Source organism: Streptomyces tardus, assembly GCF_018101125.2.
GTDB lineage: Bacteria > Actinomycetota > Actinomycetes > Streptomycetales > Streptomycetaceae > Streptomyces > Streptomyces tardus.
This window is the reverse complement of record NZ_JAELVF020000001.1, coordinates 1,121,125-1,142,246: the sequence shown is the minus strand read 5'-3', so window position 1 is coordinate 1,142,246 and position 21,122 is coordinate 1,121,125. Positions and strand designations below refer to the sequence as shown.

The following is a 21,122-nucleotide window of genomic DNA, read 5'->3' as shown; positions in this document are numbered from 1 at the left end:
GTATCTCCCCGCGGCTCCCGCCACCGCTTTCCCCAGGGGCCTCGTCGGCCTCCTCGGCCTCGCGGCCGGCGCGGCGCCGCCCGTCCTCGACGTGCACGATGCGCAGCTCCACGGCGTCCTGGTCCCGCTTCGCCCTCCCGCACAGCCCCACCGCGAAATCGGACTCCGGTACGTTTGCCGGCACTTCGGCGGTGGCGACATGAGTCAGCACATCGGGGTGCCGGCCGGTGACCACCCAGCCGTCCGCCTCCCGGACCTCGAGCACCCCGAAGTCCCCCGCGGGCGAACCCGGGTGCACCGGGCCGAACTCCCGCAGCACCGCGGTGGCTTCGGCGCCGGGATCCCCACCCGGGGACGGCAGGACCACACAGGTGCCGTTCTCGTACAGCACCCAGGACTTCTGCGGGTCGGCGAGAATGCTCCGCCAGATGGTGATGCGCGTCTCGGTGTCCATGCGGTCATACTGCCGCCCGCCACTGACAGTGCCCGGCTCGACGCCGCAGTCCGCGCCCGCGTCCGGCAGCCCGATGCCGGCGGCCCCGTGCCGCCAGCCCCGTGCCGGCGGCCCCGTGCCGCCAGCCCGGGAAGCGGGCCCGGGACGGGCGTCGGACGGGCTCGGTCGGCCTCGCGACCCGGCGCCGCGCACCGGCACAATGGTGCCTATGCCGATACCTTCCGCCCAGCCGGCGCACGCCCCGAAGGCGGCGCACGACACCTCGTCGACGCAGCCCGTGACCGTCGGGTTCGACCTCGACATGACGCTGATCGACTCCCGCCCGGGCATCAGAGCGGTGTACGAACTGCTGGTCCGGGAGACCGGCACGCACATCGACTGCGATCTGGCGGTCAGCCGTCTCGGGCCGCCGCTGGAGGCGGAGTTGGCGCACTGGTTCCCCGCCGAGGAGGTGACGGCGCGGGCCGACCGCTACCGGGCGCTCTACCCGGACCACGCGATCGCGCCGACGCTGCCGATGCCGGGTGCCCGTGAGGCGTTGGCGGCGCTGGCGGCCGACGGCGGGCGAGCGATGGTGGTGACGGCGAAGAACGAGCCGCACGCCCGGCTGCATCTGGACCATCTCGGCCTGCGCCCGGATCTGGTGGTCGGCTCGCTGTGGGCGGAGGCCAAGGCCGTGGCGCTGCGCGAGTACGGCGCCGCCGTCTACGTCGGCGACCACCTCGGGGACATGCGCGGTGCCAGGACCGCGGGCGCACTGGCGGTCGGCGTCACGACCGGCCCGTGCGACGCGGACGAGCTGCGCGCGGCGGGTGCGGACGTCGTACTGCCGGATCTGCGGGCGTTCGCCCAGTGGTGGGCCGACTACCGGTCCTGACCGACAGCCGACCCGACCGGTAATGGTCACCGGACCGGCTCGACGCGTGGGCGGTCGGCTCGAGGGCAGTCGACCGCCGACAGCGACCGGCCGGGGCTCGCTAGCCGGCCGAGGCCGCCCTGGTGCGGCGGCGCTGCACGGCCATCGAGCGGCCCAGGCCTGCGCCGGCGAGTGCGAAGCCGACCCCCATCAGCATCGAGACGACGTAGGCGGCGGCCGGGAACGGGTCGGTGCCGAGGAAGAACGGCACGAAGGTGATCAACGTCGCCACCGCACCCACGACGAACACGATCCCGCCGATCCGCACCAGCAGATCGCCCGGCTGGCGCCCACGCTCCGCGGCAGCGGACGTGACCTGCGGCGGAGTGGACGATTCGGCTGACAGCGGGGGCGTGCCCCCGGACACTGGTGTAGTACTCACCCCGCCAGGGTAGGCCGGGTGCAAGTACGAGGAAGAACGGGCTGGGGGATCTTGCCGGCCGCCACAGGGAGATTAATCTTGGTGACAGCGGGTCCCGGACCCGCTCTACTGCTCTTCAGGGTATTCATCGGCAGGTTTCCACGGCCGGGTCGCGACGAGGCGCCCCGGCTTTCCGGACGATTCAGGGGCGAGGACAGACGTGCCTACCGGCAAGGTCAAGTGGTTCAACACCGAGAAGGGCTTCGGCTTCCTCTCTCGTGACGACGGCGCGGACGTCTTCGTGCACTCGTCGGTGCTGCCGAGCGGGGTCGAGTCGCTGAAGCCCGGCCAGCGCGTGGAGTTCGGTGTCGTGGCCGGGCAGCGCGGTGATCAGGCGTTGTCGCTGACGCTGTTGGATCCCGCGCCCTCGTTGGCCGTCGCCCAGCGGCGCAAGCCGGACGAACTGGCCTCCATCGTGCAGGATCTGACGACCCTTCTGGACGGCGTCTCCCAGCAGTTGGAGCGCGGTCGCTACCCGGAGCGGGCACACGGCCAGAAGATCGCCGGGATGCTCCGCGCGGTCGCCGACCAGCTGGACGTCTGAGACCCGGCCGCATCCACCCGGCCCGACGCCGCTCCCTCCATCCGCACCGCACCACTCCTCCGCACCGGTCGGTCCGCACATTCGCACAGCTCGGTGAGTCCGCACCGCTCCACGAGGCCGCTTCGCGAGAGACGGGCGTTCGGCGTTACGCGCCGGGCGCCCGCAGCGCGTCCGGCGGCAGCGACGGTACGAGACCCTCCGCCGCCGCCCGGGTCAACAGCCCGCGCACCGCGGCGTATCCGCTCTCCCCGAGGTCCGCGGTGAACTCGTTCACATAGAGGCCGATGTGCTGCTGTGCGACCTCGGGCGCGAGTTCCTGTGCATGCGCCCGTACGTACCCCGCGGACGCCTCGGGATCCAGCCACGCCATCCGCACCGAGGTGCGGGCCGCCTCGGCGAGCGCGGCCAGCCGTTCCTCGCCGAGCGAGCGTTTGGCGATGATCGCGCCGAGCGGGATGGGCAGTCCGGTGCTCGACTCCCAGTGCTCGCCCATGTCGGCGAGCTGGTGCAGCCCGTACTCCCGGTAGGTGAAGCGGGCCTCGTGGATCACCAGTCCGGCGTCCACCCGGCCCTCGCGCACCGCGGGCATGATCTCGTGGAACGGCAGTACGACCACCCGGCCGACGCCGCCGGGCACCTTCTCCGCGGCCCAGAGCCGGAAGAGCAGGTACGCGGTCGAGCGCTCGCCGGGCACCGCGACCGTACGGCCCGTCAGCCCGCTGCCGTCACCGGGTTCCCGGCCCAGCACGAGCGGGCCGCAGCCGCGGCCGAGCGCGCCGCCGCAGGGGAGCAGCGCGAAGTCCTCCAGCAGCCAGGGCAGCGCCGCGTACGACACCTTGAGCACATCCTGCGGGCACCGGTCGCCCTGCTCCGCGAGGGAGTTGGTGACGTCGACGTCGGCGAACCGTACGTCCAGCGGCGGCGCGTCGGGCACCAGCCCGTGCGCCCAGGCGTGGAAGACGAAGGTGTCGTTGGGGCAGGGGGAGTAGGCGATCCGCACCGTGCGGTCGTCGTGCGGTCCGACGGAGTGCGTCATGGTCCCTCCAACTCGTCCTTGCGGTGTGCTCCGTGGTCGCCGGGGCCCGGAAGGTCCGGCGTCGGGCCCGTCCAACTGCCGAGCAGCGGCGCGGAGTCGGCGAAGACCGCGGTGAGTCCGTCGAGCGCCTCGCGGATGCGCCAGCCGCCGCGGTCGCGGGGGCCGACCGGGTTGGAGACCGTACGGATCTCCAGCACCGGCAGTGCGAGGAGGGCGGCTGCCTCGGCGACGCCGAAGCCCTCCATGGCCTCTCCGACCGCGCCCGGGTGGCGTGCGGCCAGCGTCCGGGCCCGTTCGGCGCTGCCAGTCACGGTGGAGACGGTGAGCAGCGGGCCGAACGCAGCGCCGCAGACGTCGGCGACGGCGCGTGCCAGGGGGAGCGGTACGGGGTACGAGCCGGTGCCGAAGCCGAGCCCCTCGACCGGGGTGAACCCGCCCTCGGTGCCCGGGTTCTCGGCGCCCAGATCGGCGGCGACGATCGCGGAGGCCACCACCGGCCCCTCGGTGACCGGAGCGAACCCGCCGCAGATTCCCGCCGAGACGACCAGGCCGTACGGCCGTCCGGCCAGCTCGGCACGGGTCAACTCCCGTGCGGTGGCCGCCGCGGCTGCCGCGGGGCCGACGCCGCCGGCGACGACCTCGAACCGTTCCGGGGCACAACCCGCGGCCACCGCGTCCCGCTCCTGCGGAACAGCGGTGACCACCAGGGTGCGCACATGCCGGGCGGGTTCGCTCACGCGGGTGTCGCCGGCAGTCGCGGGCGAGGTGTCAGTGGTCCTTCTTGTTGAGCGTGAAGTTCCAGACGCCGTACGGGTCGCCCTTCTCCTTGTCGCGCTCGACGACGACCAGCTCGCTCTTGTCCGGAAGCAGGCTCAGGTCCAGGCCCTCGGTGGTGGCGTAGGTCTTCTTGGTGAACTGGACCAGCTTCGCGGTCTGTTCCTGGCCGCTCTGCGGGTTCTGAATGGTGCCCAGCACCTCCCAGCCGCGCTCGGCCACCTCGGGCTCGACGCCGATCCGCAGGGTGTCGCTGCCGGTGAAGTCGATGGACTTGGACTTCGCCTCGGCGGCACAGACCTCGAAGGCCTTGCTGCCCATCTTCTTGCCGTCGTTGTCGCACATGTCGTGGCTGTGCACGCTGGTGCTGCCGACGGTAACGGTGGTGACCGGCTTGGGCTTTTCGCAGCCGGAGACGGCGACCACGACCAGGCCGGCGGCGCCCACGGCACATGCGGTACGGATGCTGCGGCGGACCCGACCGGGGGAGAGCATGCTCGTCATGGGCGCAGGTTATCGCCCGCCGATGGTCAGGCCACGCGCGGGTGGGGTGTGCCGCGGCGCGCGGCGGCCAGCAGCGCTCTGACCGACAGCAGTGCACCGGCCGCCACCAGAGCCGCGCCGACCCCGAGCCCGAGCGGGCCGAGCAGCGGCAGCGAGATGCCGACGGCGCCGCCGAGCACCCAGGACATCTGCATCAGCGTCTCCGAGCGGGCGAAGGCCGAGGTGCGGAAGTCCTCGGGGACGTCGCGCTGGATGAGGGCGTCCTGGGAGAGCTTGGCCAGCGCTTGGCAGAGACCCGCCGTACCCGCGAGCACCGCGACCACGATGCTGCCGTAGAGCAGCGCCGCCAGCACCGCCACGGTCGTGACGAGGATCAGCACGAGCACGATGTTCACCTCCGGCGCACGCCCCTTGAGCCAGGCGCCGACGGCAGTGCCCAGCGCGTTTCCCGCGCCTGCGGCGCCGGCCACCAGGGCGAGCGAGTACGCGGCGCTCATCCCGCTGAACGGCTCCTCGCGCAGCAGGAAGGCGAGGAAGAAGGTGAGAAAACCGGAGAGCGCCCGGATCGAGGAGTTGGCGATCAGCGCGTTGAGCACCGAGGAGCCGACGGTGCGCAGCCCCGGGCGGGCGGCGCGGCGCCGGTGGCCGGGGCTGTGTTTCGCCAGCCAGGGCTCGCTCTCGCCGGATGCGGCGGCGAGCTTGGCGCGGCGCTCGCCCTTGGCCGAGTCGACCATGTGCGGCAGGCTCAGCGACAGCAGCATTCCGCCGGCGAAGATCACGAACGCGCCGTACAGCGGCCACTGCGGCCCGATCTGGTGGAGCCCCGCGCCCACCGGTGCCGCCGCGCCGGTGGCGAGCAGACCGGCAAGCGTCACCCGTGAGTTGGCCTTCACCAGCGAGACACGGGGCGGCAGCAGTCTGGGCACCACCGCCGATCTCACGACGCCGTACGCCTTGGACGCCACCAGCACGCCCAGCGCCGCCGGGTAGAGCTCCAGCCCGCCGCCGGCCACCGCGCCCGCGAGCATCAGCGCCAGCAGTGCACGCGCGGCCATCGCCGCGGCCATCGCCGCTCTGCGGCCGTGCGGAAGCCGGTCCAGCAACGGCCCGATGATCGGTGCCAGCAGGACGAACGGTGCCATCGTCACGGCGAGGTAGAGCGCGACCCTGCCGCGGGCCTCGCCGGTCGGCACCGAGAAGAAGATCGTCGAGGCGAGCGCGACGGTGATCATCATGTCGCCCGCGGAGTTCACCGCGTGCAGCTCGATCAGCTTGCCGAGCCCGCTCTCGCCGGCGCCCTCGGCGTGGGTCGCCCGGCGGATGCGCCGGCCGACCGCCGCCGACGGCCGGCGGATCGCGCGCCCGAGCAGCCGGGCGAGCGCTGCCACCGGGGCGGCTCGTCCGGGCTCCCGTTCCGTCAGACGTGTGGCGCCCACGCCGTTCAGTCTGCCCCAGCGACACGTTCCTGACCCGCAAGCTGCGGCCGGGCTTCGCCGGTTGCGGGCGCGCGGACCCGTGGCAGCCCTCCGAAAAGCGCCCCGGCGTGCGTCCTTGGGTCCGCGCGGGGGCGGCGAGCGGGGCGGTGGAGCCCGTTCCGGTACGAATATGTCCGCACATCGACGGGACGGCCAGGCCACGCCTGGCCTGCCGTGGGGTAGCGTGGGAGGGCAGTGCGCCACGTACAGTCCGGCGAAGGTTCGGGTGGGCGTCGCAGCGGTCCGCCGGTCCGCTCCGCCTCCACGACTAGCCGGGTTCGGCGAGCCGGCGCACTCGCGAAACGGCGTAGGAGAAAAGATTCTTGTGAGTGCTGCGATGCGAAGGCGTACCCCGGACCGGCTGTGCGCCGAGGCCGTCGAGTTCGCGCGGGAGGCGGCCGAGGAGGTCGCGTGGCCCGGCAAGCCCGGTGACCACCTCGGTATCAGCGCCGACGGCGACCGCGTGGTCACCCATCTCTTCGAGTGCCTGGACGCGGGCTACCGCGGCTGGCGCTGGGCGGTCACCGTCGCCCGGGCCTCCCGCGCGAAGAACGTCACGCTCGACGAGACGGTGCTGCTGCCCGGTCCCGGCAGCGTCCTCGCGCCCGAGTGGCTGCCGTGGAACGAGCGGCTGCGCCCCGGCGACATGGGCCCCGGCGATCTGCTGCCCACCGAGTCCACCGACCTCAGGCTGGAGTCCGGTTTCACCGGCGACGACAGCCCGCCGCCCAACTCCGTTCTGGCGGAGGAGAGTTGGCGGCGCGCTCCGGCTGACGGGCCGTCCGCCAGGGCCGACGCCGAGCGCGCGGAGGGCACGGACACCGACGGCGCGGAGCCCGCAGACGCCGGTGCCGGGCCGACCGGGAGCGAGTCGACCGGCACCCCGCCGACCGGGGCCGAAGGCCCGCGGGCCGGTGCGGTGCCGCGGGTCGCCGAGATCGGCTACGTCGCGCAGGAGATCGGGATGACCCGGCCGCGGGTGCTCTCCCGCTTCGGACTGGAGCTCGCCGCGGAGCGGTGGGAGGAGAGCTACGGGGCCGGTACGCCGATGGCGCAGGCCGCGCCCGCGTCCTGCGTCACCTGCGGTTTCTGCGTGCCGCTGGCCGGTTCGCTGCGGCAGGCGTTCGGTGTCTGCGCCAACGAGTTCGCGCCCGCCGACGGTCGGGTCGTCGCCTTCGACTACGGCTGCGGGGGTCACTCCGAGGCGGCGGTCATGCCCAAGCCCGTGCGCCCGCCGGAGCCGGTGATCGACGAGACCAGGGTCGACGAACTCTCCCTCGGCGAGGGCTGATCCGGCTCTCCGACCCGGAGCAGGAGCGCGGCCCCGGCGTACGCGGGGTCGGGGCGATTGGGCGGATGTGTCCCGAAGCGCCCGCCGCCCGTGGGGCGCGACCCGGCCGCCGGGAGAGGCGTCGCGGGCCGCTGGCGGTACGGTCACCGCATGGCTGAAGACCTGTTCCGTACCGCCGCGCTGCGCCGCCGCGTGCTCGACGCGTGGGCCGCCTCGCCCGCCCGCTTCCGCGAGGACGCCAACGCGGAGGAGGACCTCGCGCTCGGCGGCTACCGGGACCGGCTGATCGTCGAGCTGGCCCAGAACGCCGCCGACGCCGCCGCCCGCGCGGGCGTTCCCGGGCGTCTGCGGCTGGAGTTGCGGGACGGCGCGCTGGTCGCCTCCAACACCGGCGCCGCGCTGGACGCGGCCGGTGTGGAGTCCCTGTCGACGCTGAGAGCCTCGGCCAAGCGCGACGAACCGGCGGTCGAGGGCTCCACCGTGGGCCGCTTCGGCGTCGGTTTCGCCGCTGTGCTCGCGGTCAGCGACACCCCCGCCGTGGTCGGCGAACAGGGCGGCGTGCGCTGGTCGTTGGCCGAAGCCCGTGCGTTGGCCGCTGAAATTCCCGAGCTGGCAGCCGAGTTGGGCCGACGGGAAGGCCATGTGCCGCTGCTGCGGCTGCCGTTGGCGACCGAGACCGGCCTGCCCGCGGACGTGCCCGGTCCGGTTGCCCAGGGGTACGACACCGCCGTGGTCCTGCCGCTACGGGACGCCTCCGCAAGGGAGTTGACCGTCCGGCTGCTCGACGCGGTGGACGACGGACTGCTGCTCTCGCTGCCCGGCCTGACCGAGGTCACCGTCGAGACGCCCGACCGCAGCCGCACCCTCTCTCGGCGCGAGGACGGCCCGTACACCCTGATCGGCGACCGGCGCTGGCGGGTGGCCCGGCAGTCCGGCTCCACCGCCGCCGAACTGCTCGCCGACCGGCCGGTGGAGGAGCGCAACCGCCCCTTCTGGTCGGTGACCTGGGCCGTACCGGTCGACGGTGCCGGTGCGCCGGTGCCCGCGCCCACTGCGCCGTACGTCCACGCGCCCACTCCCACCGACGAGCCGCTGGGACTCCCCGCGCTGCTCATCGCCTCCTTCCCGCTGGAGCCGACCCGCCGGCGCGTCGCACCCGGCCCGCTGACGGACTTCCTCCTCCAGCGCGCCGCCGAGACCTACACGGAGCTGCTGCGCGAGTGGTCGCCGGTTGCCGACGGCATCCTCGACCTGGTGCCCGGCCCGCTCGGTCGTGACGAACTCGACGGCACCATCAGGGAGTTGGTGCTGCGGGCGCTGCCCGACACCGCCTTCCTCGCGTCCGCCGCCCGCACCGAGGACGGCGAGCCCTACGCACTGCGTCCGCGCGAGGCGGAGCTGGCCGAGGGGGCGGGCAGTGCCACCGTGGCCGCGCTCTGCGATCTGCTGCCGCACCTGCTGCCCGCCGGCCTGGAACGCCGCCCGGAACTGCGCGCGTTGGGAGTCACCAGGGTCCCGCTGGGCGAGTTGATCGACCGGCTGGCCGGCGTCGAGCGTCCGGCCTCCTGGTGGTACCGGCTGTACGACTCGCTGGCCGGAGTCGACCCCGACCGGCTGACCGGCCTCCCGGTCCCGCTGGCCGACGGCCGCACCGCCATCGGCCCCCGCCAGGCCCTGCTGCCGCTGCCCGACGGGACCGGTGGTGGCGGGCACGACGGGGGCGGCCACGGTGCACGGGTCGGCCACGGCGGCTCGGACGGTCGCAGTGGCGCCCTGTCGGCGCTCGCACCCTCGCGGCTCGCCGCGCTCGGGCTGAAGATCGCGCACGCGGACGCCGCCCATCCGCTGCTGGAGAAGCTCGGTGCCACGCCCGCCGCGCCCCGCGCCGTGCTCACCACGCCGCAGGTGCGCGCGGCGGTCGCCGCATCGCTGGAGGCGGAGGAGGCCTGGGACGACGGTCTGGACGACCAAGGCGCCCCCGATCCCGAGGAGTTGGCCGAGACCGTGCTCGCCCTCGTCGAGGCGGCGACGCTCGCGCCCGGCGACGAGCCCTGGCTCGGCGCGCTCGCTCTGCCCGACGAGTACGGCGAGCTCCAGCCCGCCGCCGAACTGGTCTACCCCGGCAGCCCGTTCTCCGATGTCGTACGGGAGGGCGAACTCCCGCTCTGTGATGCGGAGTTGGTCGCCCGCTGGGGGCGGGGCCCGCTCACCGCGGTCGGCGTCCTCGCCGATTTCGCCCTGGTGCGCGCCCACGACGTGGTCCTGGAGCCGGACGAACTGGAGCCGCAGGAGAGCGACTTCCCCGCCCCCGACGACGCGGGGCTGCTGGACGCGGTCGACGTCTGGTGCGAGGACGTCCTGGACACCCTGCCCGAGACCCCGGTGCCGCCGGTCGCCACCGAAGTCCTCGCCGTGCGCGACCTCGATCTGGTGGACGACGACCGCTGGCCGCAGGCGCTGGCGATGCTCTCCCGTCCTCCGCTCCGCGACGCCCTCACCCAGCGTGTACGGGTGCTGCTGCCGGACGGCACCGCCGAGTCCGTACGTCCGTACACCGCCTGGTGGTTGCGCGGCCACCCGGTGCTCGACGGCCGCCGGCCGGCCGGGCTGCGCGCAGCGGGCGGCGATCCGTTGCTGGACGGGCTGTACGAGGAGGTGGACGCGCAGGGCTTCGACGACCCGCAGGTCCTGCACGCCCTGGGGGTACGCACCACGGCGGCGGCGCTGCTCGACGAGCCCGGGGGCGCGGCCGAACTCCTCGGCCGGCTGGCCGATCCCGAACGCCCCGTCACGCCGAACCAACTGCACGCTCTCTACTCTCTGTTGGCCCGACTCGACCCCGAAGAGGTCACGCTGCCGGACGAGTTGCGCGCGGTGCGCGACGGCAGGACCTGCGTCGTGGACGCCTCCGAAGCGGTGATCGCCGACGCGCCCGACCTGCTGCCGCTCGCGTACGGGCGGGCGCTGCTGCCCGTACGCCCCGCGCTTGCCGCGGAGTTGGCCGCTCTGCTGGAGGTCGGACGGCTCAGCCGGGAGCTGCCCACCGACGCCCCGACAGGCGGCGAGTGGCGCGAAGTACCGGAGACCGTACGGGAGTTGCTGGGCGACCGCGCCCCTGACGGCTACTGGGAGCACGAGGAGCTGGACATCGGCGGCGCCGAGCTGGACTGGCGTCTGCCGGCCGGGGGCGAGCTGCACGCCGCGACCCTGGAGGGCGTCGCCGCGGGGCTGGCGTGGGCCGCGGGCCACTGGCCGCGCCGCTTCGAGCTGGCCGCGCTGCTGGAGGACGGGTCCCGCGTCGCGGAGCTGCGCACCGCCCGCTGGTTCGCCTGACGGCACCGGCCCGCGCCCGCCCCTCCCGTTTTGCTTCCCGCTGTCCTGGGGCGGAGAGGGGCGGGGCGATCGCGCCCGGAACGCGGTGTCCCGGCGGTGAGTCGTCCCGACCACCTGTCTCATCCACCCGTCTCATCTGACGGAATCGCCGCGGCGGTGCCCTGCGCCGGTACTACGCTGCCCCCGTGGCTGAGATCCGGATTCCCGATGACATCAAGCCCGCCGACGGACGCTTCGGCGCGGGCCCCTCCAAGGTGCGTACGGAGGCGCTCGGCGCCCTGGCCGCCACCGGCACCTCCCTGCTGGGCACCTCTCACCGCCAGGCCCCGGTCAAGGACCTGGTCGGCCGGGTGCGGGAGGGCGTGCGCGAGCTCTTCTCACTGCCCGACGGCTACGAGGTCGTCCTCGGCAACGGCGGCTCGACCGCGTTCTGGGACGTGGCGACCCACGGGCTGATCGACAACCGTTCGCAGCACCTGTCCTTCGGCGAGTTCTCCTCCAAGTTCGCCAAGGCCGCCAAGCTCGCGCCCTGGCTGGCGGATCCCTCCGTCATCTCGGCGGACCCGGGCACCCACCCGCTGGCGAGGGCCGAGGCCGGCGTGGATGTGTACGCGCTCACGCACAACGAGACCTCGACCGGTGTCGCGATGCCGCTCCAGCGCCCGGCCGGCGCGGACCAGGGCGCACTGGTCCTGGTGGACGCCACCTCCGGTGCCGGAGGCCTGCCGGTCGACATCACCGAGACGGACGTCTACTACTTCGCGCCGCAGAAGTCCTTCGCCGCCGACGGCGGACTGTGGATCGCGGTGTTCTCCCCGGAGGCCATCGAGCGCGCGGAGCGGATCGCGGCGAGCGAGCGGCACATCCCGGCCTTCTTCGACCTCCAGGCCGCGATCGACAACAGCCGCAAGAACCAGACCTACAACACCCCGGCGCTGGCCACCCTCTTCCTCCTCGCGGAGCAGCTGGACTGGATCAACGGCCAGGGCGGGCTCGGCTGGGCGGTCGACCGTACGGCCGCCTCCTCGGCGACGCTCTACAGCTGGGCCGAGGCGTCCAAGCTCGCGACGCCGTTCGTCACCGACCCCGCACAGCGTTCGCAGGTCATCGGCACCATCGACTTCGACGACAGCGTCGACGCGGCGGCCGTCGCCAAGGTGCTGCGGGCCAACGGCATCGTGGACACCGACCCGTACCGCAAGCTGGGCCGCAACCAGCTGCGGGTGGCCATGTTCCCGGCGATCGACCCGGCCGATGTGGAGGCGCTGACGGTCTGCGTGGACCACGTCATCGAGCGCCTCTGAGCCGAGGCCGGAGCGGACCACCTCCGCTCGGGCGCTGACGACGCAGGGGCCGGTGTCCCGGAGCAATCCGGTACACCGGCCCCTGTCGCGCGTTCAGCGGGCACGGCCGTGCCCCGGGAGCCGCGACCGGCGTGGCCGCGGGGAGCGGAACGGCCGACCGGTGGTCACCGGCCGCGCTGCGGCCCTCTCATGCGTCGCGCCGCCGTCCCGGCCGTCCCGGCTCCTCCGGCCTCACTCGCCGATCAGCCGCAGCTCGTAGTACTCCGCGCTGTCGAAGGTGAGCGCCGAACCGACGGGCAGCACCAGGCCGTGCATGAACGGGTGCCTCATGGCCAGTCTGCGGGCCGCGTACCGGGCGTCGAGGCCCTCCAGCAGCCTGGCCCGTGCCTTCATCGGCGCCCCGGCCGGAGTGCCGCCGAGAGTCGCCGGAGTGATTTCGACCTCCGGGTAGCGGTGGAGATGTTCGATCTTCTGGGAGCGTGCCGACGCTCGTACGTAGGCCCGGTCGCCCTCTACGGCGATGGCCTGGGCCGTACCCACCGGCTGGCCGTCGCGCTGGTAGGTGGTCAGCCGTACGCGGCTCTTCCGGGCGTACATGGCGAGCCCGGTCGTGGGTGTCGTCATGGCCGCCGCATACCCGTGACCGCTGCTCCAAAACTGACGTACAGCTAGCGGTCGTACGGCCGCGGCGGCCACCCCGGCGACTGCCGGATCGGTTCGCCGGAGACCCCGTTCCGGCGAACCCCCCTACCGGCGTCCCGACCAGGCGGCCGGTCCGCACGTCCTGTCCTCTCCGCCGTCCGCTGTCCGCCGTCCGCCCGTCCGCCCGTCCGCCGTCCGGCAGGCCCGTCCGGCCCGCACGTCGCGTCCGGCCGGACCGGGCCCTGCGCCGGGCCGGTCAGCGCGAGAGCGACTGGTACTTGCGCACTGCCAGCGGCAGGAAGATCGCCGTGATGATCAGCGGCCAGACGATCGCCATCAGCATCGCGTTCTGCTCGACCCAGCTGTCGCCGAGGGCCGGCGAGGCCTGGCCGAACAGCTCGCGGATGGCGTTGGCGGTGGAGGAGACCGGGTTCCACACGGCGATCGTGCCGAGCCAGTCCGGCATCATCGACGGCGGGGTGAAGACGCTGGAGAGCATCCCGAAGGGGAAGGCGAGCGCGAAGAGGTTGCCCGCCGCCTCCTGGTTGGGGACGACCAGGCCCAGCAGCACACCGATCCAGATGAGCGCGAACCTCAGCAGGAGCAGCAGGCCGAACGCCGCGAGGGTCGCGGCCAGCCCGCCGTCCGAACGCCAGCCGATCGCCAGCGCGATCAGTGCCAACACCGCGAGGTCGAGGCCGGCCTGGATGACGTCGGAGATGCCGCGGCCGGTGACGACCGCGGAGGGCGCCATCGGCATCGAACGGAAGCGGTCGGTGACGCCGCGCTCCTTGTCGATGACCACCGAGAGTGCGGTGTTCATGAAGCCGAACGCCATCGTCATCGCGAACATGCCGGGCATCGCGAAGGTCTTGTAGTCCAGCCCTCCGCCCACCTCCATCGCACTGCCGAAGACGAAGACGAAGAGCAGCACGAAGATGATCGGCGAGCCCAACTGCCAGGCGATGTTGGCGGGTTGCTTCACCAGATGGGTCAGATCCCGCCGGACGATCGTCGCGCAGTCCGCGAAGGCCCAGTAGAGCCGGCGCTCGGGGCCGTCCAGCGGCGGCAGTACGACCGCCCCTCCGGACGCGGTGCCCTTCGAACCGCCGCGCCGGGCAGCGGACTCGGATTCGGTGGTGGTACTCATACGGCTGCTGCCTCCTTGGACTCGCCGGAATCTCCGGACTGCTCCGACGGACCGCCCCGGTCCCGTTCTCCACGGATGGTCGAGGCCTCCCCGTCCGCGGCCTCCCGCCCTGCGCGGTTGCCGGTCAGACGCAGGAACACCTCGTCGAGGGTGGGGCGCCGCAGGCCGATGTCGACGACCTCGGTGCCGTCCTCCTGGAGGGTGCGGGCCACCTCGGTCAGCGCGGCCACCCGGTCCGAGACCGGTCCGGAGACCCGCAGCGTCTCGATGTCGCTCTCCGGCTCGGCGCCGCTGACCCTGGCGATGACGCGCTCGGCCGCCGGCAGGTCCTCCGCGCGGCTGACCACCACCTCGATCTGGTCGCCGCCGATCGCCCGCTTCAGGGCGTCCGGGGTGTCGTCGGCGATCTTGCGTCCGCTGTCGATCACCGCGATGCGGTCCGCCAGTTGGTCGGCCTCGTCCAGGTACTGGGTGGTGAGGATGACCGTCGTGCCGCTCTGCACGAGCGAGCGCACCGAGGACCAGACCTCGCTGCGGCTGCGCGGGTCGAGCCCGGTGGTGGGCTCGTCGAGGAACAGCACTCGGGGAGCCAGGATCATCGACGAGGCGAGGTCCAGACGGCGCCGCATGCCGCCGCTGTATCCGCGCACCTGCTTGTCGCCCGCGTCGACCAGCTCGAACTGCTCCAGCAGCTCCGTCGCACGCGCCCGGGCGGTCCGGCGGTCGACGTGGAAGAGCTTGCCGAACATCTCCAGGTTCTGCCGGCCGGTGAGGATCTCGTCGACGGCGGCGTACTGCCCGGTGAAGCCGATCTGGCGGCGTACCAGGCGGGGTTGGGTGGCGATGTCGTAGCCGCCGACGGTGGCCCGGCCGCCGTCGGGGCGGAGCAGGGTGGCCAGTACGCGGACGGCGGTGGTCTTGCCTGCGCCGTTGGGCCCGAGCAGCCCGTGGACGGTGCCGGTCGGGACTGCCAGGTCGAAGCCGTCGAGCGCGTGCTTGACGTTGTTTCTGCGGCCGTAGCGCTTCTGTAGGTCCTCGGCGAGGACCGCGTGTTCGGACGGGTTCACGGTGGCTCCCTCTTGTGCGGGGTGCGGGGTGCGGGCGTTGCGGAGAGTGCGGGCGGTGCGCTGCGTGCTGAGGTCCGGGGCGGGTTCTGTCGACGGCGCGGTGAATGCGCCCCGCGGAGCTGTGTACGGGGCTGCGTGCGGTGGGTGGTGGCCTGCCCGGCCAATAATCTGGGTACGCTGTACTCGGTAAGAATAGCGTACGCCGTACCCAGAATGGAAACCACTCCGTAAACTGAGGTACCTATGGCGAGCGAACACACCGGCAGCGGCGACCTCACCCGCAGCCTCGAACTGCTGTGGGGCACCAAGGAGCGGTCCACCCGCGGGCCCAAACCCGGCCTCACACTGGACGCGATCGTGCACGCGGCCGTCGAGCTCGCCGACCGCGAGGGGCTGACGGCGCTGTCCATGCGCAACGTCGCCGCCGAGCTGGGCGTCGGAACGATGACCCTCTACCGGTACGTCCCCGGCAAGAGCGAGCTGCTCGCCCTGATGATCGACCACGTCAACGGGACCGCGGAGGAGGCGGAGGCGTACCGCGGCAAGGACTGGCGGGCGACGCTGGAGTGGATCGCGCGCGACAGCTGGGAGCAGTACGTCAAGCACTCCTGGCTGCTCCAGGTGAACCAGGTGCGGCCGGTGCTCGGCCCCAACATGCTGGGCACCTTCAACTCCTCGCTCGGGGCGCTGGAGGAGCTGGAACTGACCTCGCGCGAGAAGGTCTCCCTCTTCGTGGCCATCGACGGACTGGTCACCGGCCTCGCCCGCAACCACATCCTCCAGCAGCAGGCGTTCGAGCAGTCCGGCGTCACGGACGACGAGTTCTGGGAGACCCAGGAGCCGTTCCTGGCGCGGGCCATGGAGAGCGGCGACTTCCCCCTGGTCGCGGCGCTCGCCGAGGACACCTTCAACCTTCGCGACGAGGACGTGCTGGAGCTGGCCATGCGGGCCCTGCTGGACGGCTTCGAGACGCTGGTCCGCTCCCGCGCCGAGGGAGCGCCGCCGCTGCCGGGCATGGCCACCGGCGACTGACGCAGACGCCCGGCCCGCGCGGTTGGGCGGGCCGGACGGTTCAGCGCTTGCGGGAGCCGATCACGCGGCGCAGTCCGAGCCAGATCGCCACGGCGGCGGCGAACGTCGCGGCGCCGAGCAGCAGGTTGCCGTCGGCCTCCGGGCTGTCCGGGTCGGCGCCGCCGTCGGCGCCCTTCCCGCTCTCGTCCTTCTCCTGCACGTCGGCGGGGCGTTGGTCGCCGTGCAGCTCGACCGGCTTGACCTCGCTGCCTTCGCCCTCGCTGCCGTAGAGCAGCCGCTTGCCGTCCGGCGTGAACGTGACGGACTCGCCCTGGCGCTGCAACGGCACCTGGAGCCGGCTCAGCCGCTCGGGCTTGCCGCCCGCGAAGTCGTACATGATGCCGCCGAAGTAGCCGCGGACGGCGAGTCTGCTGCCGTCGGGGGAGAAGGCGGCGTCGGTCGCCCAGAGGTCGATCTCGGCGATGCGCTCGAAGGTGTTGACGCCCTCGGTGGTGAGTTCCTCCGGGCCGCGGTAGAGGCCGTCGCCGTCCTCGTTCTTGCCGACGATGTAGACACGGCCGGTCTTCGGGTGGACCGCGAGGGACTCGGCGTCGCGCTTGCCGTCGTCGTAGGCGATGCGGAACACGGTGGGTTGCAGGGTCTGGTCGACGAGCTTCTCCGGCTCGGGGAAGCGGTAGATCCACAACTCCTCCCAGCGCCCACCGAAGTTGTCGCCGATGTCGCCGATGTGGACGTTGCCGTCCGGGCCGACCGAGACGGCCTCCAGATCGCGGCCCTCGACACCGGTGAGGGTGATCGCGGCGACGGTCTCACCGGTGTCGCTGTCGACGGCGTACACCATCGGCTGGTAACCGCTGTCGTTGTGCGTCCAGTAGACGCCCTTGTGCGCCCGGCTGGCCGCCAGGCCGCTGGACTCCTTGATGCGCGGATCCTTGAGGGTGAACGCCTCGGTCGGCCCTTCGTCCTCGGCGGCAGCGGCCGTCGTGGCACCCAGCGCTCCGACGGTGAGGACGACCAGCACAACTCCCAGTGCACGCAAGCGCTTTCGCATGGCACCAGCGTGCCATGTCCGAAACAAGCACCGGTGACCGGTATCACGTCGCGGTCCCGCTGCCGCTTCCGGCAGGATGAGCCGGTGCGACTGATGTGTGTGGGCGATTCAATGACCATCGGCGGGGCCGGCGACTTCACCTGGCGCTACCGCCTCTGGCACCACCTTCGCCGAAGCGGCGCCGAGCACACCGAGTTCGTCGGTCCGCGCAGCGTGCTGCACGAAGGCTCGCAGGAGTACGCCGACCCCGCCTTTCCCGCCGCGGCGCGCGCCCACCTCGCCGGTTGGGGCGAAGGCTGGCTGCACCTGTCCGAAGTCGTCGGCGACGCCGTGCGCGAGCACCGGCCGGACACCCTGCTGATCTCCCTCGGGCTGATCGACCTCGGTTTCTACACCGGCGCCGAACAGACGGCCGCGAACGCCCGCCGTTTCCTCGACGAGGCGAGGGCTGCCCGGCCCGAGATCCGGGCCGTACTGCTTCCGGTCATTCCCAACGTACGGGCCGACACCGACGTGCTCTTCGCCGCCGAGTGCGCGCGGTTCAACGGGCTGCTCGCCGAACTGGTCGCCGAACTCACCACCGAACGCTCGCCGTTGGTCCTCACCGGCCGCCCGGCCGGCTACACCCTGGAGCACGACACCCACGACGGCACCCACCCCTCGGAGTCCGGGGAGCACCGGCTCGCCGCCGCGTTCGCCGACGCCCTGCACGCCGCCTGGTCGTTCGGCGCCCCGTACGCCGTGCCCGCGCTCCCGGCCCTCGCCCAGCCCTCCGCCCGAGCCGCCTGACCCGTGGGGGGCCCGCCCGGCCGGCGCCGGGTGCGGTCCGCGGCGCACGAAGCACTCGTACGGGGGACATCGGCGAGCGCGCCGGCGTCGGGAAACGCCCCGGGCCCCGTCCCGTCGGGCCGTGCCCCGCCGAGCCGAGACGTTGCGGACGGGCTCCGTGCGACGAACCCGCCGCGTTCCGGGCGCCCTTGCCTGGAGCGCACTCCAAGGCCTTGACTTGGCGTCATGGAATACACGCAGCTGGGACGCACCGGACTCAAGGTCAGCCGCCTCGTGCTCGGCACGATGAACTTCGGGCCGCAGACCGACGAGGCCGACAGTCACGCGATCATGGATGCCGCGCTGGACAACGGCGTCAACTTCTTCGACACCGCGAACGTCTACGGCTGGGGCGACAACAAGGGCCGCACCGAGGAGATCGTCGGCAGCTTCCTCGCCAAGGGCGGCGGTCGCCGCGAGAAGGTCGTACTGGCCACCAAGGTCTACGGGAACATGAGCGGCGACGGCACCGCTCCCTGGCCGAACCACGACCGCCTCTCGGCCGTCAACATCCGCCGGGCCGTCGACGCCAGCCTCAAGCGGCTGCAGACCGACCACATCGACCTCTACCAGTTCCACCACGTCGACCGTCGTACGCCGTGGGACGAGATCTGGCAGGCCATCGACGTGCTGGTGCAACAGGGCAAGATCCTCTACGCCGGCTCCTCCAACCACGCCGGCTGGCACATCGCGCAGGCCAACGAGACCGCCGCCCGGCGCGGCAGCCTCGGCCTGGTCAGCGAGCAGTGCCTGTACAACCTCGCCGAGCGCCGCGCCGAGATGGAGGTCGTCCCGGCGGCCGAGGCGTACGGGCTCGGAGTGATCGCCTGGTCGCCGCTGCACGGCGGGCTGCTGGGAGGCGCGATCCGCAAGGAGCGCGAGGGCGGCGGTTCACGCACCGGGCAGGGTCGTTCGGGCGACGCGCTGAAGAACACCGCGGTGCGCGAGCAGGTCCAGCGCTACGAGGACCTGCTGGAGCGGCACGGGATCGACCCGGGCGAGGCGGCTCTCGCCTGGCTGCTCACCCGGCCCGGCGTCACCGGCCCGATCGTCGGTCCGCGTACGGCCGAGCAGTTGGCCTCCGCGGTGCGCGCGGTCGAACTCAAGCTGAGCGACGAGGTGTTGGCGGAGCTGGACGAGATCTTCCCCGGCCCCGGGCCCTCACCGGAGGCGTTCGCCTGGTGACCCACCGCGCCCACTGCGCCGCTGCGCCCACCGCAGCCGGAGCTTTCCGGCGCGCGGTGGGCGCAGCGGGGGCTGAGGGGCGCGGGTCGGGCGGTCACGGGCCGGTGCGGAGCCGCGGCAGCCGACACTGCGTGCCGTGCCGCGCCGGACCGGTCGGTTCCGAGGACCCGAGCAGCCCGGGCAGCTCCGGCGGTCGGGCAGTTCCGGGCGGGGGCGGTTCCGTCGGGGTGGCCGGTTGCCGGCTCCGGCTGCGTTCTGGTGGTTCTCGCTGCTCGGCGCTGCTCGGCTCGGATCTATCGGCCGAAGGCGGCTGCCACCGCCACCACGGCGAACATCAGCACGAGCAAACCGGTCACGATCCGCGTTCTGGTCTTGGCATCCACATGGTCCACGGTAACCGCACGGTCCGGGCCGCCGGTCACCCGCCCGGTGGCAGGCCCAGGTCCACGCCGTCCCACCGGCTCAGGGCCGCCCGTCGGGGCGTGGCGCTGCCAGTGTCAGTTCCTTGCGCTCCACTGCTTCGGCCGCCGGGACGGCTCCCGTGTCCGGTTCGGGCGTCGGGCCCGTTTCCGGGTCCGGGTCCGTGTCCGGGTCCGGCGAGAGGGCGGCGGCACGCGGAACGCGCGGAACGAAGGTGACCCGGTAACCGCGTACCCGCATCCGCAGACCCGCGGCGCGGGCCAGCGCCAGCCCGACGAGTCCCGCCGACAGCAGCGAGACCAGGCCACCGCTGGCGAAGCCGATCCGGGCGCCGTAGGTGTCGGTGATCCAGCCCATGAGCGGACCGCCGATCGGAGTGCCGCCCACGAAGACCATCATGAACAGGCTCATGACCCGGCCCCGCATCGCGGGGTCCGCGGCCAGCTGCACGCTGCTGTTGGCCGTGACGTTGAAGGTCAGGCCCATGATCCCGATGGGCAGCATCAGCAGCGCGAACAGCCAGTACGTCGGTGCCGCCGCCGCGACGATCTGGAGCACGCCGAACAGCCCGGCAGCCGCGACCATCAGCCGCATCCGCGAGGAGTTGCGCCTGGCCGCGAGCAGCGCTCCGGTCACCGAGCCCGCGGCCATCAGCACGTTGAGCAGGCTGTAGGCGCCCGCGCCCTGGTCGAAGACGTGGTCGGTGAAGGCGGTGAGCCAGATCGGGAAGTTGAAGCCGAAGGTGCCTATCGCGCCGACGAGCACGATGGGCCAGATCAGTTCGGGACGGCTGCGGACATGGCGCAGCCCTTCGCGCAACTGCCCCTTGCCGCGCGGTACCGGGTCGATCGGGTGCAGCTCGGAGGTGCGCATCAGCAGCAGTCCGGCGATCGGCGCGAGGAAGGACAGGCCGTTCAGCAGGAAGGCCCAGCCGCTGCCGACGCCGGTGATCAGCACACCCGCGACGGCCGGGCCGACGAGCCGGGCGGACTGGAAGTTGGCGGAGTTGAGCGAGACGGCGTTGCGCAGCTGGTCGGGGCCGACCATCTCGGAGACGAAGGTCTGCCGGGTCGGGTTGTCCACGACCGTGACCATGCCGAGTGCGAAGGCCGTCGCGTACACGTGCCAGACCTCGACATGACCGGTCAGGGTCAGCACAGCCAGCACGATGCCGGTCATGCCCATCGCGGTCTGGGTGACGATCAGCAGCTTGCGCTTGGCGCAGCGGTCGGCGAGGACGCCGCCGTAGAGGCCGAAGAGAAGGATCGGCAGGAACTGCAGTGCCACGGTCAGGCCCACAGCGGTGGCGGAGCCGGTGAGGGTGAAGACCAGCCAGTCCTGGGCGATGCGCTGCATCCAGGTACCGGTGTTGGACACCACCTGCCCCATGGCGAAGAGGCGGTAGTTGCGGACCCTCAGCGAGCTGAACATCGAGTTGCCGGCCTTGCCGGGCGTTCGGGCGGTGGTGGTCTCCGCGTCGTCGCCCGCGGTGTCCGGGCCGGTGGGCGCGGGGGATTCCCGGGTGGTGCCACCGGGTCCGTGCGGGGTGCTGTCGGTTGTCGGGTCGGTTCCTGGTGCGGGTGCGGAGTCTGCTCCGGGTCCCGTACTCAAGGGCGGTTCGCCTCCTGGATCGGTACTTCTCGAGTTGTCGCGGCGCCCGGCCGTACGGCTGTGCGCGCGCTGTGCGGGGGAGTC

The 21,122-nt window shown here is 72.7% G+C and carries 19 protein-coding genes; 8 read left to right on the top strand and 11 right to left on the bottom strand.

The window, feature by feature from the left end; genetic code table 11:
• A partial coding sequence (locus tag JGS22_RS05005) for a hypothetical protein (protein ID WP_308405516.1) occupies positions 1 to 454 on the bottom strand: 454 nt, incomplete at its 3' end.
• Between the two features lie 208 nt (positions 455 to 662).
• Between JGS22_RS05005 and JGS22_RS05000 the strand changes: the two genes are divergently transcribed.
• Positions 663 to 1,331, top strand: a complete 669-nt coding sequence (locus JGS22_RS05000; protein ID WP_211039676.1) for an HAD family hydrolase — start codon at positions 663 to 665, stop codon at positions 1,329 to 1,331.
• Positions 1,332 to 1,431: 100 nt separating this feature from the next.
• Here the strand turns inward: JGS22_RS05000 and JGS22_RS04995 are convergent, their stop codons facing one another.
• The gene (locus JGS22_RS04995) at positions 1,432 to 1,644 is read right to left on the bottom strand and encodes a hypothetical protein (protein WP_211039684.1); all 213 of its coding nucleotides are present in this window, start codon (positions 1,642 to 1,644) and stop codon (positions 1,432 to 1,434) included.
• Between the two features lie 307 nt (positions 1,645 to 1,951).
• Between JGS22_RS04995 and JGS22_RS26965 the strand changes: the two genes are divergently transcribed.
• Positions 1,952 to 2,335 (top strand): cold-shock protein, encoded by a 384-nt coding sequence (locus JGS22_RS26965; protein WP_211039675.1) that lies wholly within the window; start codon positions 1,952 to 1,954, stop codon positions 2,333 to 2,335.
• A 145-nt stretch (positions 2,336 to 2,480) separates the two neighbouring features.
• Here the strand turns inward: JGS22_RS26965 and JGS22_RS04985 are convergent, their stop codons facing one another.
• From JGS22_RS04985 to JGS22_RS04970, 4 genes are read right to left on the bottom strand one after another with little or no spacing between them, the layout of a single operon-like run.
• Positions 2,481 to 3,371 carry a 1,4-dihydroxy-6-naphtoate synthase gene (locus tag JGS22_RS04985; protein ID WP_211039674.1) on the bottom strand — a complete coding sequence of 297 codons (891 nt, stop codon included), beginning with the start codon at positions 3,369 to 3,371 and terminating at the stop codon, positions 2,481 to 2,483.
• The gene (locus JGS22_RS04980; RefSeq protein WP_372454196.1) at positions 3,368 to 4,108 is read right to left on the bottom strand and encodes a futalosine hydrolase; all 741 of its coding nucleotides are present in this window, start codon (positions 4,106 to 4,108) and stop codon (positions 3,368 to 3,370) included. Before JGS22_RS04980 ends, JGS22_RS04985 begins: the two co-directional genes overlap by 4 nt.
• Positions 4,109 to 4,139: 31 nt before the next feature.
• Positions 4,140 to 4,649, bottom strand: a complete 510-nt coding sequence (locus JGS22_RS04975) for a hypothetical protein (protein ID WP_211039673.1) — start codon at positions 4,647 to 4,649, stop codon at positions 4,140 to 4,142.
• A 26-nt stretch (positions 4,650 to 4,675) separates the two neighbouring features.
• Positions 4,676 to 6,085, bottom strand: coding sequence for an MFS transporter (locus JGS22_RS04970; RefSeq protein ID WP_372454195.1), 1,410 nt, complete (start codon positions 6,083 to 6,085; stop codon positions 4,676 to 4,678).
• A gap of 376 nt (positions 6,086 to 6,461) precedes the next feature.
• Here JGS22_RS04970 and JGS22_RS04965 point away from each other — a divergent pair, with 376 nt between their 5' ends.
• The 3 genes from JGS22_RS04965 (at position 6,462) to serC (ending at position 12,052) form a co-directional block, all read left to right on the top strand.
• Complete coding sequence (locus JGS22_RS04965; protein WP_211039681.1) at positions 6,462 to 7,415, top strand: DUF3027 domain-containing protein; 954 nt, start codon at positions 6,462 to 6,464, stop codon at positions 7,413 to 7,415.
• Between the two features lie 150 nt (positions 7,416 to 7,565).
• Entirely contained in the window at positions 7,566 to 10,748 is a 3,183-nt protein-coding gene (locus JGS22_RS04960; RefSeq protein ID WP_211039672.1) for a sacsin N-terminal ATP-binding-like domain-containing protein, read from the top strand.
• Positions 10,749 to 10,933: 185 nt separating this feature from the next.
• Entirely contained in the window at positions 10,934 to 12,052 is a 1,119-nt protein-coding gene (serC, locus tag JGS22_RS04955; protein WP_211039671.1) for a phosphoserine transaminase, read from the top strand.
• Positions 12,053 to 12,283: 231 nt separating this feature from the next.
• On the opposite strand, the gene JGS22_RS04950 is transcribed toward serC, so the two are convergent.
• The 3 genes from JGS22_RS04950 to JGS22_RS04940 form a co-directional block, all read right to left on the bottom strand.
• Positions 12,284 to 12,676, bottom strand: a complete 393-nt coding sequence (locus JGS22_RS04950; RefSeq protein ID WP_211039670.1) for a PNPOx family protein — start codon at positions 12,674 to 12,676, stop codon at positions 12,284 to 12,286.
• A 274-nt stretch (positions 12,677 to 12,950) separates the two neighbouring features.
• Positions 12,951 to 13,844: an ABC transporter permease gene (locus JGS22_RS04945; RefSeq protein WP_211039669.1), complete on the bottom strand. Its 894-nt coding sequence runs from the start codon at positions 13,842 to 13,844 to the stop codon at positions 12,951 to 12,953.
• On the bottom strand, positions 13,841 to 14,911 hold the full coding sequence (locus tag JGS22_RS04940) for an ATP-binding cassette domain-containing protein (protein WP_211039668.1): 1,071 nt from the start codon (positions 14,909 to 14,911) through the stop codon (positions 13,841 to 13,843). The genes JGS22_RS04945 and JGS22_RS04940 overlap by 4 nt, the downstream gene beginning before the upstream one ends.
• A 243-nt stretch (positions 14,912 to 15,154) precedes the next feature.
• Between JGS22_RS04940 and JGS22_RS04935 the strand changes: the two genes are divergently transcribed.
• Positions 15,155 to 15,943 carry a TetR/AcrR family transcriptional regulator gene (locus JGS22_RS04935; RefSeq protein ID WP_211039667.1) on the top strand — a complete coding sequence of 263 codons (789 nt, stop codon included), beginning with the start codon at positions 15,155 to 15,157 and terminating at the stop codon, positions 15,941 to 15,943.
• Positions 15,944 to 15,983: 40 nt separating this feature from the next.
• Here the strand turns inward: JGS22_RS04935 and JGS22_RS04930 are convergent, their stop codons facing one another.
• A complete protein-coding gene (locus JGS22_RS04930; RefSeq protein WP_236073029.1) occupies positions 15,984 to 16,994 on the bottom strand; it encodes an esterase-like activity of phytase family protein in 1,011 nt (336 codons plus the stop codon).
• Positions 16,995 to 17,078: 84 nt separating this feature from the next.
• Between JGS22_RS04930 and JGS22_RS04925 the strand changes: the two genes are divergently transcribed.
• A complete protein-coding gene (locus JGS22_RS04925; protein ID WP_372454194.1) occupies positions 17,079 to 17,783 on the top strand; it encodes a GDSL-type esterase/lipase family protein in 705 nt (234 codons plus the stop codon).
• Positions 17,784 to 18,008: 225 nt separating this feature from the next.
• A complete protein-coding gene (locus JGS22_RS04920) occupies positions 18,009 to 19,007 on the top strand; it encodes an aldo/keto reductase (RefSeq protein ID WP_211039666.1) in 999 nt (332 codons plus the stop codon).
• A 462-nt stretch (positions 19,008 to 19,469) separates the two neighbouring features.
• On the opposite strand, the gene JGS22_RS04915 is transcribed toward JGS22_RS04920, so the two are convergent.
• Positions 19,470 to 21,038 (bottom strand): MFS transporter, encoded by a 1,569-nt coding sequence (locus tag JGS22_RS04915; RefSeq protein WP_236073028.1) that lies wholly within the window; start codon positions 21,036 to 21,038, stop codon positions 19,470 to 19,472.
• Positions 21,039 to 21,122: the final 84 nt, after the last annotated feature.

Coding starts and splice junctions, on each gene's coding strand:
- JGS22_RS04985 (WP_211039674.1), bottom strand. CDS start 3,371: ATGACGCACTCCGTCGGACCGCACGACGACCGCACGGTGCGGATCGCC.
- JGS22_RS04945 (WP_211039669.1), bottom strand. CDS start 13,844: ATGAGTACCACCACCGAATCCGAGTCCGCTGCCCGGCGCGGCGGTTCG.
- JGS22_RS04950 (WP_211039670.1), bottom strand. CDS start 12,676: ATGACGACACCCACGACCGGGCTCGCCATGTACGCCCGGAAGAGCCGC.
- JGS22_RS04920 (WP_211039666.1), top strand. CDS start 18,009: ATGGAATACACGCAGCTGGGACGCACCGGACTCAAGGTCAGCCGCCTC.
- JGS22_RS04935 (WP_211039667.1), top strand. CDS start 15,155: ATGGCGAGCGAACACACCGGCAGCGGCGACCTCACCCGCAGCCTCGAA.
- JGS22_RS04960 (WP_211039672.1), top strand. CDS start 7,566: ATGGCTGAAGACCTGTTCCGTACCGCCGCGCTGCGCCGCCGCGTGCTC.
- JGS22_RS05000 (WP_211039676.1), top strand. CDS start 663: ATGCCGATACCTTCCGCCCAGCCGGCGCACGCCCCGAAGGCGGCGCAC.
- JGS22_RS04965 (WP_211039681.1), top strand. CDS start 6,462: ATGCGAAGGCGTACCCCGGACCGGCTGTGCGCCGAGGCCGTCGAGTTC.
- JGS22_RS04930 (WP_236073029.1), bottom strand. CDS start 16,994: ATGCGAAAGCGCTTGCGTGCACTGGGAGTTGTGCTGGTCGTCCTCACC.
- JGS22_RS04975 (WP_211039673.1), bottom strand. CDS start 4,649: ATGACGAGCATGCTCTCCCCCGGTCGGGTCCGCCGCAGCATCCGTACC.